Consider the following 15,837-nt stretch of genomic DNA (forward strand, 5'->3'; position numbering starts at 1 on the left):
TCCAGTCGGTTAACGTGTTGAGTTCTCGGGTTCATAGACTCTCAATTTGCACTCTCCACCGGGAGAGAAGTGGTAGGGGAACTCTTCCACTACGGCCGCATCTACTACCCCCTGTCGCGTCAGCACGGCTGCAAGGTGGGGACACGACTGAGAGTAAAGCATTACAGGTCCTTTATGAGAAGCTAGGAACCTGCGCAGCGAACCGTTGGATAGCACCATTCCCGTAGAGAGCAGTACGGATTCACAGAACTTTATATTCCTCTCGACCCTGAGACGTGGGTCCTCGTCAACGATCTGAATGAGTATTCCGCGATCCAGTAGTTCTCGCGCTATGTGGGTGGAATATCCCACCAGAATCACCTCGTCACCGAGCTTTTCGGCGGTGTCGGCGATGATCTTCGCTCGGAGGGTGACAGCTCTGTCGTAGTCCTTGGGCAGGTTGATCTCCTCCTCAGGCTCTACGTTCTCCGCGCTCGCCACCGCATCGAGGGCTGCACTTCGGACCTGAGGCTCCTGAAACCTGCGCCACACTTCCTTCAGACTTAGCCCAAGTATCTCCCGGAGTCGGAGGCATTTCTCAGGGTGAAGTGACGCTCCTTCCAACCCTCTTTCCGTTTTGATTAGCGTAACGATATCGTCGTGGACGCGATCTCCACCGGGTGGTCTCCTGTATCCTTCCAGAGCGAGTGCCGCCGCTATTCGATCGTTCTTACCCTCCGCTATCAGCTCCCTTATTACCCTCGAATAGAGCTTCCAGCGCCTCTTCATCGCACTCACCCGATCCTGACCTGCTTCCGACATGTACTTCGACGCGACCGTAGTCCCGAAGGGCTCTCTTAACTGGAACTTCCGGGTCACCTTCACCTCGGACGTCCACTAGGATCACGTACTCCACGGCTCGGAAGGTCCCGATGATGTCGGATCCTCGGGTTGCTCGCACCGACAATACGTCGAACCCGGCACGTCTCAGAGCTTCGGATACCTCTTCCTCGAGCTTTCGCTCAGAAACTGGTTTGTGAGAAAGGAGGTGCACGTCGACCATCAGCTCGCTCAAGCCCGCTCGACCTCCAGTCCCATCCCAAGTAGTTCCTGTAGAACCTCCTCGACGTACCGCGCGTACCTGCCCCGCTGTCCCATGAACGGTCCGAAGTCCTTCTGGTCGATCCACACCTTCAGGTTCGGTCCTGCTATGTCCACGTCTACGATACGCTCTCCTATCCACGGTACCGGGTGGATATCCGCTATGAAGTCGACGAAGTCTAGGGTAAGGTGCGTCACGACGATCCTCATGTTCGTCTCCGCCTCTATCCTATCGATACGCTCACCTCCCGTCCCTACGACGCGACCTACGTGGCCTTCCTTGGTGACGATCACCGCCTGCGGAACGTTCTCGGTCTTGATCTCGAGGTCCTCCGCGATCGGTTCCACGTAGAGTACAGTCAGCACGTCGGCGTCCGGTGCCTCGACTTGGACCACGTCCATGATCTCCCGTTCCACGTCGTTCATCTCCCTGTTACGGACTCTGATCTCCAGCTGTAGGTGCACACCCCGCTCAGCACCGGGACGCACGATATCCCTCGTCCCCAGGTCCACGACTTCAGCCTTGGGTTCCTCGGCCAAGACCTCACGCATCACGGTGGCTCCGCACCGGTCGATGTCGATGTCCTTCTGGAGCACCGGATCACCTGTAATCAGGAGCCGTGAGTTGTGACCCATTCTCGCCAACACCTCACCCGCGTTCTCTGGCATCATGTTCTGGACTTCATCCAGTAGTATCACGGCGTCGTCGAACGTGCGTCCACGGACGAAGTGCGTATCCACAATCATGATCTTGCCCTCGTCCACTAACTGCTGGAGCTCGTCCCGCCCGGTGAACCGCGAAAGCACGTCCATGACCGGGGTAACTACCATCTCTTCGAACTTCTCGGGCAAGTCCGCGGAGCTCATCTCTTGCTTGGTGGCCACGTCGACGAGCGGACGAGTCACTATGAACCGGTCGTATTCACCCTCCATCACGGCCTGCACGCCATACGCCGCACAGAACAGGGTCTTACCGGTGCCCGTGGGGCCGAACACGGCCACTATCTCATTCTCCTCGTTTAGCAGCGCTTCGACTAGTCGCTCCTGTCCTTCGGTCTGCGGCTCTACACTCATCAATTCCTCCATTCCTTTCCCCCCTACCGTCCGAATCTTCTTTCACGCTTCTGGAATTCACGGATCGCGCGCAGCAGGTCAATCTTCCGAAACTCAGGCCAATAGACGTCCACAAAGTACAGCTCGGAGTACGCGGAGTACCAGAGCAGGAAGTTGCTAAGCCTTTCCTCACCACTGGTTCTTATGATCAGCTCCGGATCCGGAAGATCTCCCACGTATACGTACTTTCTGAACGTTCCTTCATCGATCTCATCGGGTTCGAGCCGGCCGACTTTCACGTCGTGCGCTATCTCGCGGACCGCGTCGACGATCTCCTGCCTACCACCGTAGGCTACGGCGACGTTCAGGAACTTGTCCTTGTACTCCTTAGTGGCGCGTTCTGCCTTTTTGATCGCTCTGCGGACACGGGTAGGGAGAAGATGGAGCCTCCCGACGGCACGGACGGCGACCTTTCGTCGATGGATCCGCTCGCTCTCCGCGAGTGCCTTAAACCGCTCTTCCATGAGGTCGAAGAGCCGCTTGAGCTCTTCCTTCGGTCGGTTCAGGTTCTCGGTAGACAGCGCATAAACGGTAACAGCCTTAACACCTAAGTCGAGGCACCACTCCAACACGTCCTCGAGCTTGTCGGCTCCGTACCGATGACCTTCCCACGGTTCCAACCCAAGCTCTCGGGCGAACCTTCTGTTTCCGTCCATAATGATGCCTACATGCTCGGGAATTCTGCCTTCCTTCACTTTCTCCTCAAGTATTCTCTCGTACATCTTATATACCGGCTTAAGCGAGACGCGAACGGCCTGCCGCAGCACGCGGCGAGGGTTCACCCTGGTGACACGTTCCAAAACTTCGGGTAACCTTCCTCACCCCCTCTAAGGGGGATTCACGATGATCGGGATCTTGTCGGACACCCACGACAACCTGAAGGCCATCGAACGGCTTGCTAGAGAGCTGAACGAGGCGAACGTTGAGGTCGTACTCCATGCGGGTGACTACGTGGCTCCCTTCACCCTCCCTGTGCTCGCGAAGGTTGAGTGTGACGAGTTTATAGGGGTTTTTGGAAACAACGACGGCGAGCGTGACTATTTACGCGAGAAGGCGGAGGAAGTGGGGTTCGAGCTGGTCGGTGAGGTCTTCACGGGTGAGATCTTGGGTTTCCGAGTGGCCATGGTCCACGGCACCGAAGAGGCCGTAGTCGAGGCCCTCGCCCACTGTGGTGAGTACGACCTGGTAGTTTACGGCCACACTCACGAACCGGATGAGCGCGTGATCGGAGACACGCTCGTGGTCAATCCCGGGGAGGTGTGTGGGTACGTCACCGGGCGTCGAACGGCCGCGCTGCTCGACCCCGATGAAAAGAAGGTAGAGTTCGTCGAGTTCTGACCCGACATGCCCGATGAAGATCACGGCCTTCACCTGAGACGTGACGAGATCCACCCGAGCTGAGGGGATACTCCTATCCTCCGAAAGGCGGAACTCGATGACCCGCGACTCGCGCACGTACTCCGTGAGCGCGTAGCCGACTACCCCTCGCTGCTAGCCGCCCTCCGAACACCGGTTCGGCGCTACACGCTCCGGGTTAACACTCTGAAAGCGGATCCGGAGGATGTCGTTGAATCCCTAGCCTCTGATCTTCCCGATCGAGAGGTTAGAAAGTCCCCTTACTCCGAGTACGCAGTCGAGGTTGAGGTGAAAGGACCGTACCCCGTAGAGAGGAACCACCACGTCGTGATCGCTGACAAATTCGCGGCTGAGAGCGTCTACATGGGGGCGGATCTCTACGCTCCTGGGGTGGTGCAAGCGGATCCCGACATCCGTAGAGGTGACCGCGTGACTGTGATCTCGGAACGCGGGCACCCGGTCGCATCCGGTGAGGCAGTACTCCAGGGACGTGAGATGGAAAAACGGGACCGAGGTACTGCCGTTCGCGTCGATCGCTCCACCTTCAGTGCCCCAAAAATCCGGAAGACCGAAGCATACCGACGTGGTTGGGTGTATTCCCAAGGTCTGCCCTCCATCTTGGCCGTAGAGGCCCTGTCTCCGGAGCCTGGCGAAACCGTGGTCGACCTCTGTGCGGCTCCGGGTGGGAAGTGTTCTCACGTGGCTCAGATTACTGGCCCGGGGTCCAAGATAATAGCTATCGACCGCTCCGCACCACGACTTGAACGGATGAAAGCTCAACTCCGTCGCCTGGGTATCGACTGGGTCGAGACCGTACACGGAGACGCCAGGAAGGTCGTCAGGAGGCTGCGGGGAACGGCAGACGTTGTCCTCGTCGACCCGCCTTGCACCGCTTTGGGTGTCAGGCCGAAACTCTGGGTCGAGGCGACCTACGAGGAGGCACTCGGGCTACCGTCTTACCAGTATTCGCTACTCAGAGCCGGATACGAGGTCCTTAAGGAGGGTGGAAGACTCCTGTACTCCACGTGCACTCTCACGACCACCGAAAACGAACTCGTGGTCGAACGCGCGATACGGGAGCTAAACCTTGAGCCCGAGACGCCGGTGCTTCGACCAGCCAGACGCTCAGGTCATGGCGCTGTCTTCCTACCCCATCGTGCGGATGTTCCTGGATTCTTCTACGCAGTACTCATTAAGGAAGGAGGGAGTCGACGTCGTGTCCGACGGTGTCATGAAGCGACGGGTAATACCGGCGATGGCGGCGGGTGTAGCCGTTGTCCTCATCATGATCTTGTCGTTCGATCCTCGTAAGATCCTCACCGTAATCGCGAGAACGGAGCCGCGGCTGTTCGCGCTCGCCGCCTGTATCCAGCTAGTTGACCTACTGCTGTGGGCGCTGCGATGGCACCTAGTGTTAGTAAGAGTCGGGGTAAAGGCACCGTTCCGCCTAGTCTTCACGGTCAATAATGTCTCGATGCTCGTGAACAACATCACCCCGAGCGCCAGGAGCGGCGGCGAGCCACTCCGTGTGTACCTGCTGGCTCGTATGGCCAGGTATCGGGCGCGTGATATCGCCTCCTCTGTCGTCATCGATAGAGTTCTAGATTACTTTCCCCTGACTTTACTACTACTGCTGAGTGCCTTCCTAATCGCGGGAAGCGGAGGAAGAGATGGAATTTTCGTCATCCTACTCGGTGGTGTGTCTTTCCTTACAGCCGCCTTGACACTGTCGCTTCGGCTCTTAGCGAGTGAGCGATACGTGCATAGGGTCGCTCGAGGGGTTCTCCAGCTCCTGTCCCGTGTATCTCGTCGCGTACGTGCACGTCGCCGGTGGGAGGAGCTTGATGAGTGGGTGGAAAGGTTCGTGAAGCAGCTTCGAGAACTCCTCCAGGATCGTCGCACGCTGATTCAAGGTACTCTGGTATCGGCTGCAGTGTGGGGTTGTGAGATCCTCAGGACATACGTCGTGTTTTTATCGTTGGGACGCGAGGTGCCTCTACCAGTTATCGTGGTATCGTTCACGGTCTCGATGTTCGCTGGTATCCTACCGTTACTTCCCGGTGGACTTGGGCTGGTAGAGATATCAACTGCTTCGGTTTACAGGCTGTGGGGGATCGACCCGGGAACCAGCGCTGCGGCTGCACTACTAGACAGGCTGATCTCGTATTGGATGGTGAACGCGATCGGCGTGATCAGTCTTTTACGTATTTCACGGCGAGAAAGGTAAGGAGGTGTGATGTCCTTGCCATACGAGCTCGGAAAAGTCGAGACAATTATAAAGCCGGACGACGGCGGAGTGATCTCAGCAGATATAAAAGTGTTGGCCACAGTAAGCTTGCATCGTGGTCCTACGATCATCGCGGAAGTCGATCCCAGGATAGCTGGAGAGATAGAGGAAGACGACCATGTCATCGTCGACTTACCCTTGATACCTTCTCCGAATGAGTCCAGACCACAACCCAAAATAGTGAAGATTATTAAGGATGAGAAGCTCGTGAACCGCGTGAAGGCGGAAATCGAGAAGGAACCCGAGACTATGGTTCCACCCGTAATTCCCGGGCAGCCGACAACACCTCCACCCGAGGATATGTTCGGCTGATAGCAGCTTGGGGAGGCAGATGATTGATTTTTAAAAAGAGAAAAGGTGGCAAGCGTGAACCGTCCGAGATAGACCTTAAGCTTAAACCCCCGGAGGAAGGTGAGGGAGCTCCGAAGCTCAAGCTCCCCAAGCCGGAGGGGAAGCCCGTCGAGTCGAAAGGTGCTGAGACTGCCCCCAAATTAAAGCTTAAACCCCCGAAACCTAGTGAAGAAGAGGAGGAAAAGGAGAAAGAAGAGAGCTCACCGGCTGAAGTTAAACCACCTAAGCCACCGGAAGAGCGTGCTGCTCCCTCGAATTTGGAAGCTGAATTAGAGCGGCTGAAAGCCGAGAATGAAAAGCTTAGAGAGGAATTAGATGAATGGCGTAACAAAGCCAAGAGTGCGATGGGAGAAAGGGACAGATTAAGGTCTGAAATTAAAAGACTTAAGGAGGAACTTGAGAAGCAAGAGAAGGAACTTGATAAGTACATCAAAATTTCGAAGCAACTGAAAGAAAAGTTAGAAAAAGCCAAAAGAGAATCGGAAGAACTCAAAGAAAAAACGGAAGAGTATCGTGAACGGTACGAGAAGATTGCTAGGAAATACAAGGAGCTTAAGTCGAAGCTAGAGGATCTCTCGGACCAAAATCGTCGTCTCGCAGAGAATCTAAAGAAACTTAAAGAGAAGTACAATGAAGTTAAGGAGGAGAGAGATAGGTTAAAGGAAGAAACGAAAGAAGTGGAGAAGTTCCGGGACCAACTAACTAAACTCCAGAGTAAACTTGAGGAGGTTAAAAGCGAGAGAGACGACTTCGCCAATGAAATTGAAGCCCTAAGGAGTGAGAACGAGAAACTTAAGAAGAAAATAGATGAACTGAAGTCCAATTTGAGCAATCTCCAGAAAAAGCTCAAAGATAGGGAGAAGAAGTTGGAAAAGGCTCGCCAGCATATTGGAAAGCTCAGGGAGGAAATTAAGAGAAGAGACGAGGAGATAAGGAAGCTTAGGAAGGTACAAAATAAGTTGAAAGATGAAATTAAGAGGTACGAGGAAGGGAAGCGACTTCTCGTTCCATCCGAGACCGAAATGGCAATAGCAAAGGTGAAGGGTAGTATTGTAATAGGAAAGAATTCAATGGTTAAGGCACTTCAAGAGGATGAGCCTATAGTAGTTAAGGAAGAAATTAGTGTCAAAGATGACTCGCGAATTTATGGGACGGTTGTGGCTAAAAACATTTCAATCGGGAATAATGTGAAGATTTATGGGAATGTAATTTGTGAAAACAAGTTGGAAATCGGAGAAGGCTCTACTGTGAAAGGTAATGTAATTTCTATTAATTCACTGAAGACGGGTGCGGACGTGATAATAGAAGGGAGTATGATCAGTGGAGACGATATCTCGCTCGCTAACAACGTTGAGGTCAAGGAGGTTCTGATCACGCCGAGGTCGGTCAAGGCCAGTCAAGGCCTCAGCGTTGCGGCGGTGCTGTGTAACGATTTCGAATCGACCGGTTCCATAGAGGCGGATTACGTTCTAGCGGATGAGAGGGTCAAGCTGGGTGACGACAGCTTCGTCAAGACAGTAGTCGTCCGAGAGGGGCCAGTGGAGCAAGGGGTGAACTCATGCGTCTACTACGGCTCGTTGTCCATCAAGAGTCGGAGTCCGAAGCTCTACATAAACACCGAACCGTTCGACGATCCAGTCGCTAACAGGGTGTTCCGCAAGACGATTTCCAACGTGGAGCGCCTCGGACCGTTTCATCTATCGAAGTCAGAGAAAGACGCTAAGTTCGTGTTGAACAGGGTCACAAAGATGGACATCGCGGAGATCGTGAAGGAACTACGAGAATCTCTGAAGGTCTAGGTCTAACCTAGTAGTCCCATCTCATGTCCCACGTACCAGTGTAGCGACGACCCTCGGACCGTACGGACAAACCCTTTTCCTCTCACTTCCCATCTGTCGTTGGTTTTCCGAACTTCGCACAGGACCCTCCCAGTAGGTATAGGACGGACTGTGATTCTATTGTCTTCATGTAGGTAACAAACGTAGTACGTCTCACCTTGTCCTGACCATATTTCGCTACCGTTCAGTTCCAGTTTGAGTCGCTTGCCAACCACCAGAGTGTAAACGTCGAGACGGTCTACGATACCGTCGTCGATAACCAGACTACGCTCGGGAACGCGCAGGTCGCTGATGTGAGCTCCCGCACCTATTACGGACCATCTCCCTATTTCACAACGCGAGAGGTATGCGTTCATTCCTACGAAACACCGTTCCTCGATTTTGCACCCGTGAATCTCTGCTCCATCTCCGACGAAAGTCACTGGGCCGAGTTCCGAGCGTTCGATTTCACAGTGTGAAGACACGGAAACCCGTTTGTGTAACACTGAGCGACGGGCCGAAGAGAAGTTCGAGATCATGACTCCTCCGTGGACGGTGACATGCTCCAGCTCTACGAACGCTGCCACTCGAGCGTTGCCGCGTATTCTGGATTCCCTCACGGACACGAGGTGTGGGTGTTTGAAGGCAGGGCACAACCAGGCTTCCGAAGGGTCTCGTACCTTGAACCACCTGTTGGTGGGCGACTTCTTCGGATCGACTACGACGGCTAGATCTAGGTAGAAAGGCTTTCCGACTCGGTTTTCTAGGAGTTCACGGGCCCGCTTGCCGATCTCTCGGATGGTGCCGCCCTCACGACCGATGATGATAGCTTTCAGCGATTCCTTATGGACTACGAGTTCTGCTCGGGCGTAGACGAGTTCAGGACGTCCGCGGCCGGGCCGGATCTCCTTCACCTTGATTCCTACTTCACGTGGGAGTGACCCGTGGAGTACTTCGCGTAAGGCCGAGCGTAGGGCTCTCTCGACGGCGCGTTCATTCGGTAGGTGCGATGTAGTACTCGTAGTTCGGTCGTCTTTGGGTTCGGATTGCGGGCTGCTCACAGACGTACACCACCAGACAGTCCTGAGGTGCCTCGACGTACCGGACGTTTCCACTGCGAGTCGTCACGGCGGCCAGTGGATCACCTTTCCTGAGCCGGTCTCCTACGTCGGCTATCGGTGTAACTACGTAACCTTCAACCGGTATCTGGTACACCCGGTCCCCGGGCTTCAAGAAGACTAGTGATCGACGATCTACTGGTTCTACGACGACGTGTCGGGTGACCTCGGCTTCCGGTACGTTGAAGACGGACCTGGCCTCCTCATACACCACCCGCTCGTAGAATATCGGCTCGTCTAACTCTTTGGCGACCTTCTCCGCTAGCTCACGCGAGCGTATGATCACCTCGAATTCTGGGTCCGTGAGCAAGATCTTGCTACTCTCCGGAACTTCGTCGGTCTCCACGTATATCCTAGGAAGTGCCAACTTCAGAACTCCCTCTCTACAACGAAATCCGCCAACTTTTCTAGGAACTCTCGATGCTCATTCTCGGGGAGCTCGTGCAGCGCAGCTTTAGCGCGATCGGCATACTCTCTGGCCCGCTTTTTAGCGTAATCTATCGCGCCGATCTCTTCTAATATCTGAATAACTTCACGAACGTCCTCGCGTGAAGCATCCTCATTCCCGAGGACCGAAAGTATGCGTTCCCGCTGCTCCTCATCGGCGAGCTCCAGGCCCTTGATTACGATCAGCGTCTTCTTCCCCTCGACGATATCGCTACCCACTGGTTTACCGAGTTCGGACTCGTCTCCGATCAGGTCGAGGACGTCGTCCTGTATCTGGAACGCGATCCCTAAGTTCTCCCCGTACTCCCGAAGCGCTCCCAATTGCTCGAGGTTCGCCCCGGCTTTAATCCCGCCCACAACACACGATGTCCGGATGAGTGCTGCCGTCTTCTTCCGGATCATTTCGAGGAACTCTTCCTCGGTGACTTCGGTCCTGTTCTCGAACCCGATGTCCATGGCTTGACCCTCGCAGATCTCAGTGCAAGCGCGGGCGAGTTCTTTAACTGCCTCTACATTTCCACCTTCCGCCGCTACTTCGAAGGCTTTGGAGAACAAGGTGTCTCCCGCCAGGATAGCTACCGGTACTCCCCACTTCACGTGTACCGACGGGACTCCGCGTCGTTCCTTGTCTTCGTCCATGATATCGTCGTGAATTAGCGTGAACGTATGAATCAGCTCGACCGCGACTGCTTCAGGGAGTACATCCTTTTCCGATCCACCTAACATGAGACACGATTTGATGGCGAGGAGGGGTCGAATTCGCTTACCTCCCGCTTCGATTAGATGCCAACACGCATCGTAGAGGTCCTCTGGTCCTCCTCTGGGCAGTACCTCCTCAATCTTGGCGTCGACGAGCTCGCGTGCGCGGTTTAACTCTTCCAGTATCTCACTCCGCATGGAATCGTCCCCTTATAACGGCAGACTTAATTTCGTGCCGTCGAACATTATGAATACATCTCGGTTCACCTCATAGCCCTCTTGAGTGGCCAGTTCGGCGTACGCGGCCAGCATATCCGGGTCACCGTGTGCCGGGACGATGAACTCCGGATGGAGCATCCTGAGCATTAGGCGGTGATCTTCACGACCCGCGTGCCCCGACACGTGCACATCCTTGAACATTTTCACGCCCTTCAGTCTGAGCTTGGTATCTAACACGTAGCGGTTAGCTCGATTTATAGGGGACGGAATCGTTGATGACGAAAACACAACGCTATCTTCTTCGGTCAGTCGGTACGGAAGCTCGCCGTCAACGATCCGCGGTAGCACGGCGCCCGGCTCTCCTTGATGTCCCGTGACGATCAGTAGGTAGTCCTCCTTCTCCTTGTTCGCCCGTTCGAGTCCCCGTCGAATAGTCTCGGGGCGATCGTAAATCCTGGCACCCGCGGGGAGGTTCAAAAGGCCGAGCTCCTCGGCGATCCTTCCGTATTTACCCATGGATCTTCCGGCGAGGATCACCTTTCTGCCTAACCTATCCGCAGTGTCTGCGATCGCCTGTATCCGTTCTATGTGTGACGAGAATGTTGTGACGATAATACCCTCACTCTCCTCGTCGGCAAATCTGAGCACGTCGTTCACCATTTCCCTAGCCACAGATTCGGAAGGTGTCTTAATTTCTTCAGCGACTCTCAAACTCTCAGTAATGAGTAGTAACACACCTTCTTTGCCCAATTGTTTGAGCCTTTTATAATCCGGTTTGTACCCTATTATTTGATTATCGTCGAACTTAAAATCACACGCGTATACTATTGTTCCGTAAGGTGTATGTAGCACTGGTAGAACACAGCACGGTATACTATGGCTTATTGGGATAAATTCAAGTCGGAGTTTCGAGGTAATCTGCACTTCATCTCCCGGCTCGACTGTGTACAAGTTAATCATAATGTCTTCGGATTCATCAGCGTACCTTATCTCATTCCTGAGGTCGGCTTTCACGAGTTCTATTGTGAACTCGGTCCCGAATACCGGACACTTGTACTTAAAGAGAAGTTTGGGTACCGCCCCAATGTGATCTAGGTGAGCGTGGGACAGGACCGCGGCAACCGTTTTGGAACGGTGTGGACGTAAGATCGAGTCATTCGGTATCGCTTTCACTTTGCGGAGTTCCCTAGTTGAGGCTTTCTGGAAATCTTTTTCGAAAACTAGCGACTTGTCCAGGGACATACCGCAGTCGAAGATCACTATCTCCTCGTCCACGCGGACCGCGGTCATGTTTCGTCCACCGGCCTCGCCGTATCCCCCTACTGCGAACACCTCGACGGTCAACGGTTCCACCCCGTTCGGCGATCACCGGTGCAGACGAGATCGAGTGGGACTCCCCGGCACTCCAACCATTCACGTAGCTTCCCGTACACTACTATGGGGACACTGCTCATTTCCTCCACGGATGAACACCCCGTCATCAACATCGCAATCTTGACCTCGCGAGCGATCGACTTTAGGAAGCGGACGCAGCCTCTGACGCCCTCAGCCAGCACTTTACGGAGCACTGGTAAGGCCATTCCAGCGCAGTCCGCACCTAGAGCCAAAACCTTCGCGACATCCATCCCCGTGCGCACGCCTCCGGTTCCAATTACCACGAGATCGTTACCGACGACGCTCCTGACCTCGAGTACTGAAGCTGCAGTGGGGACTCCCCAATCGGAAAACGCGTATCCTAGTGGTGTCTCACCGTGAGCTTTCGACCGGACGGCTTCGACCATTGCCCAGTTAGTTCCACCAGCTCCACCGACGTCGATACCCTCCACGATATTTCGAACCAACTTGGCGTCTTCGGCTGACACGCCGGCTCCGGTCTCCTTCAAGATCACCGGCACATCCACCGTTTCGCAGACTTCGGCGAGTACGTCCACGAATCCGGCAGCGTCCGCCTCACCTTCCAACTGAACCGCTTCCTGCAGCACGTTCACGTGAACGGCCAGCGCATCCGCGTCCACCATATCGACGACTTCGAGTGCAATGTCCGGACCGTTCTCGCGCAGCTGTGGGAGCCCGATATTGGCCAGTACCAGGCCGTCGGGATACTCCTCCCGTACCACTTCAAACGTCCACCGCACTTCTGGATCCTCTACGCCGGCTCGCTGGCTTCCAACTCCTATACCTATCTCAAGCTCGCGGGCTACTCGGGCGAGTTTCCGGTTGATCTCGCCGGTTTTAGGATGTCCTCCCGTCATCCCGGCGATTATCATTGGAAAAGAGAGCCGCTTCCCGAAGAGTTTGATTTCCATGTCTACGTCGTCGAAATCTAGCTCCGGGAGTGCCCGATGTACTATCTTCACGCAGTCGAACAGCGGGCTTTCCTCCGATTCGACGTCCTCCCAAACGCACGCCAGCACGTGTTCCCACTTCCGTTCTCTCGTTCCTTCAGCGCGTGATCCTCGTACCAACGTGTCCACCCCTAAGGAATCTGTCGACGTTTTCCGGGTCTCGAGCATCGAACAGGTACACTTCCACGCCGCGCTCCGCTATGCGTGCGGCCCTTCGCAGTTTCTCCGCGATGCCCCCCGTCACATCCACGCCGGCAGAACCTTCCAGCTGCCGTGCCAAATCTCGCGCTTCATCCGGGGAGAGCTCCCTTAAGGGCTCCCCCTCCTCCGGTGTTCTCGGGTAAACCCCGTCGACGCTCATTCCGAAACCGACCCGATCCGGACCCAGCCGAGACACTAGCTCGGCGATTTCGTCGCCCGACATGATCCTGAACCCGTCCCCGCCGTGGTCTGGGACGACGTCACCGTAGAGTAGGGGAACACAACCACGCTCCAGCAGGTCCACTAACACGTTGAGCGAGTACAGCACCGTTGCGGGGGTCACCGGGTACACGCGCACCCCCGAGTCCACCGCCGCCTTCTCAACGATGGAGAGTAGCTCGTGCATCGCCCGTCGAACTTCCGAAACACCCTTTTGTAGGTCGGTTACCCTCGACGCCGCGTAGTGCCCGAACGACCCTCCACCGTGAATGAGTACTAGGTCTCCCTTCCAGTCGGAGATGACTTTCATGAGCCTCCGAATACGGTCTTCCCTGGCCGTTTTCGGTTTCGATTTGTCGGTGATCACACTTCCTCCGAGCTTCAGAACCGTGAGCACAGGAGCCCCCGACGTGACCTCGACCCGCCCGTAAAACGGCCTTCGGGGGCGATGAGGACACCCGAGGCCCAGGGGAGCGATGACCGGAGCGGTGGGCGGCCGAGCTTGTAGGGGGTGGATTCCATGAAGCCGGTCACACTGATTAGGCCCTCGGGTGAGGTGACGGCTAAGAGCGCGCCCGTCCGAAAGACGTTGCTGGGCGAAATGGCGCGACGGTTAGAGCGGAGGCTCGGTGAGGTAGTTCGGGTACGTGGGATGAGGTTGATAGTCCCAGGCCATCATCCGAACGCCGCTTCGGAGTTCGGTGTCGAAGGTGCGTTACCTGGATACGAGGTAAGACCTAAACCGGCTACAATACTCAAAGCCACGCGACGCGTGTTACGGGAGTGTCCAGAGGAGATCAGGGTGGACGTCCGGTCACACCATGACGGCGTTTCGGAGTATGCGCTGTTCGAGTCCGTGAGGGAGATCGTCAAGTCTACCGGCCGTAAGACTAGCAAGCGTGGATCCCGACTGCTGGTAGAGGTTTATCCCGATGTCGCTTACGTCTGCGGGCCCGAGAAAGCTGGTCCCGGTGGTCTTCCCGTGGGTACGCAGGGAAGTGCGCTGTGCTTACTTTCTGGTGGCTTCGACAGTCCCGTAGCCACGTGGATGGTTATGCGCAGGGGACTCGAGTGCAAAGGGTTACACTTTTTGGTCACGGAGTCGGAGCTTGAGGCGGCCCGTGAGAACGAGCGAGTCCTCCGACGCTGGTGTCCGGACTTCGATCTCCTAGTGGACGAGTCGCACCGTGAGTTCCTGGAGACCGCCGAGGAGCGACTGACCGGACGACTCAAACGGTACCTATGTGTTGTATGCAAGATGAGGATGCTCGAGCGTGCCTCTCAGTGGGCCGATCGGCTCGGGTGTGATTGCATTGTCACCGGTGACTCATTGGGTCAAGTTGCGAGTCAAACTGTGTGGAACCTCGAGCTGGAGGAATCTCAAGTGGATGGTACTGTACTACGTCCGTTGATCGGTCTGAACAAACCTGAGATCATTCAATACGGGCGCAAGATAGGAGTTCCTGAACGCGATCCGGGACGGTGTCCGTTCGTTCCGAAAAGACCCATCGTCAAACCCAGGAAACAGGAGGCGTTGCGCGCGTATCGGGAGGTCGTTGATGGATGATTATTAATTCCGGTCGGTAGAAAGGTGCTCTAACGTCTGAGAATTTGGGGGGGGGAATCCGTGAGCTTTGAGAGAGAAAGTCTCGTCCAACCCTCAAGAGCTCAGATCCGAGGTATTGGCTAGACATAAAGTGTCTGACTTCGTTCGTCACGGTGCCATTGCTGTGAAACCCGATGAACCACTGTGGAACGCGCTGAAGGCTATGGTCACTCACGGCATTCACGGTGTGGCGGTGATGGAGGGTTCCAAGATAGTTGGAGTGTTCGAGGAGAACGATCTAATCCGTGCCCTCCGTGCGCTCGAGGAGGACGCTCTCTCGGCCGAAGTCAAGCGGTTCATGAAACCTGCCGTGGTAGTGAAGTCGAGCGATACTCTCCGAAACGCCATGGTTGAAATGCTGAGGGGTAACACGACCCGGGCATTCGTGCGTTCTTCCGGTCTCCTGAGGAGCGGTGTGTACGGTGTGATCTCTGTCTCTGATATCGTGAGAGTACTTACGGGGGATTATAGGGGATTTAGGGTTCCCGGCAACACGGATCGACCGGTTTCGCCTCCGAAATTCGGTGACATATTCGGGGACGTAGGAAGTGTAGCCGTCAAGCAAGTGGTCCGAGATTCTCCTTTGACCTTGGACGCTTCCAGCTCCGTTGCCGATGTCGCGAAGTGTATGAGTGAGAAGGGTCGACACTACGTGGTCCTCCTGGAGAGGGAAGTCCCGATCGGTCGTGTCGGTGACAAGGACGTGATGGGTGCAGTTTTCGACGCGATTCTAGACCGGAAGAATTTACATGACCTAATGGCTAAAAGTTATCTGCAAGAAATGGTGGTAGTTCCTCCCGAGACATATCTACATGAGGCCCTTTGGGAAGTTATCGACAAAATGTCGGACAGAATATACGTGGCGGATGGTAAGAAGTTAATCGGGGTCGTGCCGTTGATGAATGCCATCTACACATTGGCGAAAATAGCCAGCGAGTGATAAAGTATACAGTCGCTGCGGTGATCATCGGGGGTGGAA

At 55.2% G+C, this 15,837-nt stretch carries 17 protein-coding genes; 7 read left to right on the plus strand and 10 right to left on the minus strand.

The genetic code is table 11. The annotated features are described in order from the left end of the window. Positions 1-9: 9 nt before the first annotated feature. Genes BW921_RS05520 through uppS form a run of 4 tightly spaced genes read right to left on the minus strand, consistent with a single transcriptional unit; the run spans position 10 to position 2,915 of the window. Positions 10-768 (minus strand): hypothetical protein, encoded by a 759-nt coding sequence (locus tag BW921_RS05520; RefSeq protein ID WP_148688902.1) that lies wholly within the window; start codon positions 766-768, stop codon positions 10-12. After that, positions 710-1,054 (minus strand): hypothetical protein, encoded by a 345-nt coding sequence (locus BW921_RS05525; RefSeq protein WP_148688903.1) that lies wholly within the window; start codon positions 1,052-1,054, stop codon positions 710-712. The genes BW921_RS05520 and BW921_RS05525 overlap by 59 nt, the downstream gene beginning before the upstream one ends. Next, positions 1,051-2,166, minus strand: coding sequence for a PhoH family protein (locus BW921_RS05530; protein WP_148688904.1), 1,116 nt, complete (start codon positions 2,164-2,166; stop codon positions 1,051-1,053). The genes BW921_RS05525 and BW921_RS05530 overlap by 4 nt, the downstream gene beginning before the upstream one ends. Positions 2,167-2,177: 11 nt before the next feature. Then, positions 2,178-2,915, minus strand: a complete 738-nt coding sequence (gene uppS, locus BW921_RS05535) for a polyprenyl diphosphate synthase (RefSeq protein WP_088336500.1) — start codon at positions 2,913-2,915, stop codon at positions 2,178-2,180. A gap of 121 nt (positions 2,916-3,036) precedes the next feature. On the opposite strand from uppS, the gene BW921_RS05540 reads away from it, so the two are divergent. The 5 genes from BW921_RS05540 (at position 3,037) to BW921_RS05560 (ending at position 7,986) form a co-directional block, all read left to right on the plus strand. Beyond that, complete coding sequence (locus BW921_RS05540; RefSeq protein ID WP_148688905.1) at positions 3,037-3,531, plus strand: metallophosphoesterase; 495 nt, start codon at positions 3,037-3,039, stop codon at positions 3,529-3,531. A gap of 306 nt (positions 3,532-3,837) precedes the next feature. Then, positions 3,838-4,860 (plus strand): RsmB/NOP family class I SAM-dependent RNA methyltransferase, encoded by a 1,023-nt coding sequence (locus BW921_RS05545; protein WP_148688906.1) that lies wholly within the window; start codon positions 3,838-3,840, stop codon positions 4,858-4,860. Continuing rightward, on the plus strand, positions 4,805-5,776 hold the full coding sequence (locus BW921_RS05550; protein WP_168168781.1) for a flippase-like domain-containing protein: 972 nt from the start codon (positions 4,805-4,807) through the stop codon (positions 5,774-5,776). The genes BW921_RS05545 and BW921_RS05550 overlap by 56 nt, the downstream gene beginning before the upstream one ends. Positions 5,777-5,791: 15 nt before the next feature. Beyond that, positions 5,792-6,148 carry a hypothetical protein gene (locus BW921_RS05555; protein WP_088335909.1) on the plus strand — a complete coding sequence of 119 codons (357 nt, stop codon included), beginning with the start codon at positions 5,792-5,794 and terminating at the stop codon, positions 6,146-6,148. A gap of 23 nt (positions 6,149-6,171) precedes the next feature. Then, the gene (locus tag BW921_RS05560) at positions 6,172-7,986 is read left to right on the plus strand and encodes a hypothetical protein (protein ID WP_148688908.1); all 1,815 of its coding nucleotides are present in this window, start codon (positions 6,172-6,174) and stop codon (positions 7,984-7,986) included. Positions 7,987-7,988: 2 nt separating this feature from the next. Here BW921_RS05560 and BW921_RS05565 read toward each other — a convergent pair whose 3' ends face one another. From BW921_RS05565 to BW921_RS05590, 6 genes are read right to left on the minus strand one after another with little or no spacing between them, the layout of a single operon-like run. Then, positions 7,989-9,065 carry a KH domain-containing protein gene (locus BW921_RS05565; protein ID WP_168168782.1) on the minus strand — a complete coding sequence of 359 codons (1,077 nt, stop codon included), beginning with the start codon at positions 9,063-9,065 and terminating at the stop codon, positions 7,989-7,991. Next, complete coding sequence (locus tag BW921_RS05570) at positions 8,998-9,489, minus strand: DUF2118 family protein (protein WP_168168783.1); 492 nt, start codon at positions 9,487-9,489, stop codon at positions 8,998-9,000. Before BW921_RS05570 ends, BW921_RS05565 begins: the two co-directional genes overlap by 68 nt. Before the next feature lie 2 nt (positions 9,490-9,491). Beyond that, the gene (locus BW921_RS05575; protein ID WP_148688911.1) at positions 9,492-10,466 is read right to left on the minus strand and encodes a polyprenyl synthetase family protein; all 975 of its coding nucleotides are present in this window, start codon (positions 10,464-10,466) and stop codon (positions 9,492-9,494) included. Between the two features lie 12 nt (positions 10,467-10,478). Then, positions 10,479-11,840: an RNase J family beta-CASP ribonuclease gene (locus BW921_RS05580; RefSeq protein WP_148688912.1), complete on the minus strand. Its 1,362-nt coding sequence runs from the start codon at positions 11,838-11,840 to the stop codon at positions 10,479-10,481. After that, positions 11,828-12,952, minus strand: coding sequence for a type 2 isopentenyl-diphosphate Delta-isomerase (gene fni, locus BW921_RS05585; protein WP_210400442.1), 1,125 nt, complete (start codon positions 12,950-12,952; stop codon positions 11,828-11,830). Before fni ends, BW921_RS05580 begins: the two co-directional genes overlap by 13 nt. Beyond that, complete coding sequence (locus tag BW921_RS05590; protein ID WP_168168784.1) at positions 12,930-13,649, minus strand: isopentenyl phosphate kinase; 720 nt, start codon at positions 13,647-13,649, stop codon at positions 12,930-12,932. The genes fni and BW921_RS05590 overlap by 23 nt, the downstream gene beginning before the upstream one ends. Positions 13,650-13,772: 123 nt before the next feature. Between BW921_RS05590 and BW921_RS05595 the strand changes: the two genes are divergently transcribed. Both BW921_RS05595 and BW921_RS05600 read left to right on the plus strand, forming a co-directional pair. Beyond that, positions 13,773-14,819, plus strand: a complete 1,047-nt coding sequence (locus BW921_RS05595; protein WP_148688915.1) for a tRNA sulfurtransferase — start codon at positions 13,773-13,775, stop codon at positions 14,817-14,819. Positions 14,820-14,886: 67 nt separating this feature from the next. Next, the gene (locus BW921_RS05600) at positions 14,887-15,798 is read left to right on the plus strand and encodes a CBS domain-containing protein (protein ID WP_148688916.1); all 912 of its coding nucleotides are present in this window, start codon (positions 14,887-14,889) and stop codon (positions 15,796-15,798) included. Positions 15,799-15,837 lie beyond the last annotated feature (39 nt).

This window comes from Methanopyrus sp. SNP6 (assembly GCF_002201895.1).
Lineage (GTDB): Archaea > JAADCQ01 > Methanopyri > Methanopyrales > Methanopyraceae > Methanopyrus.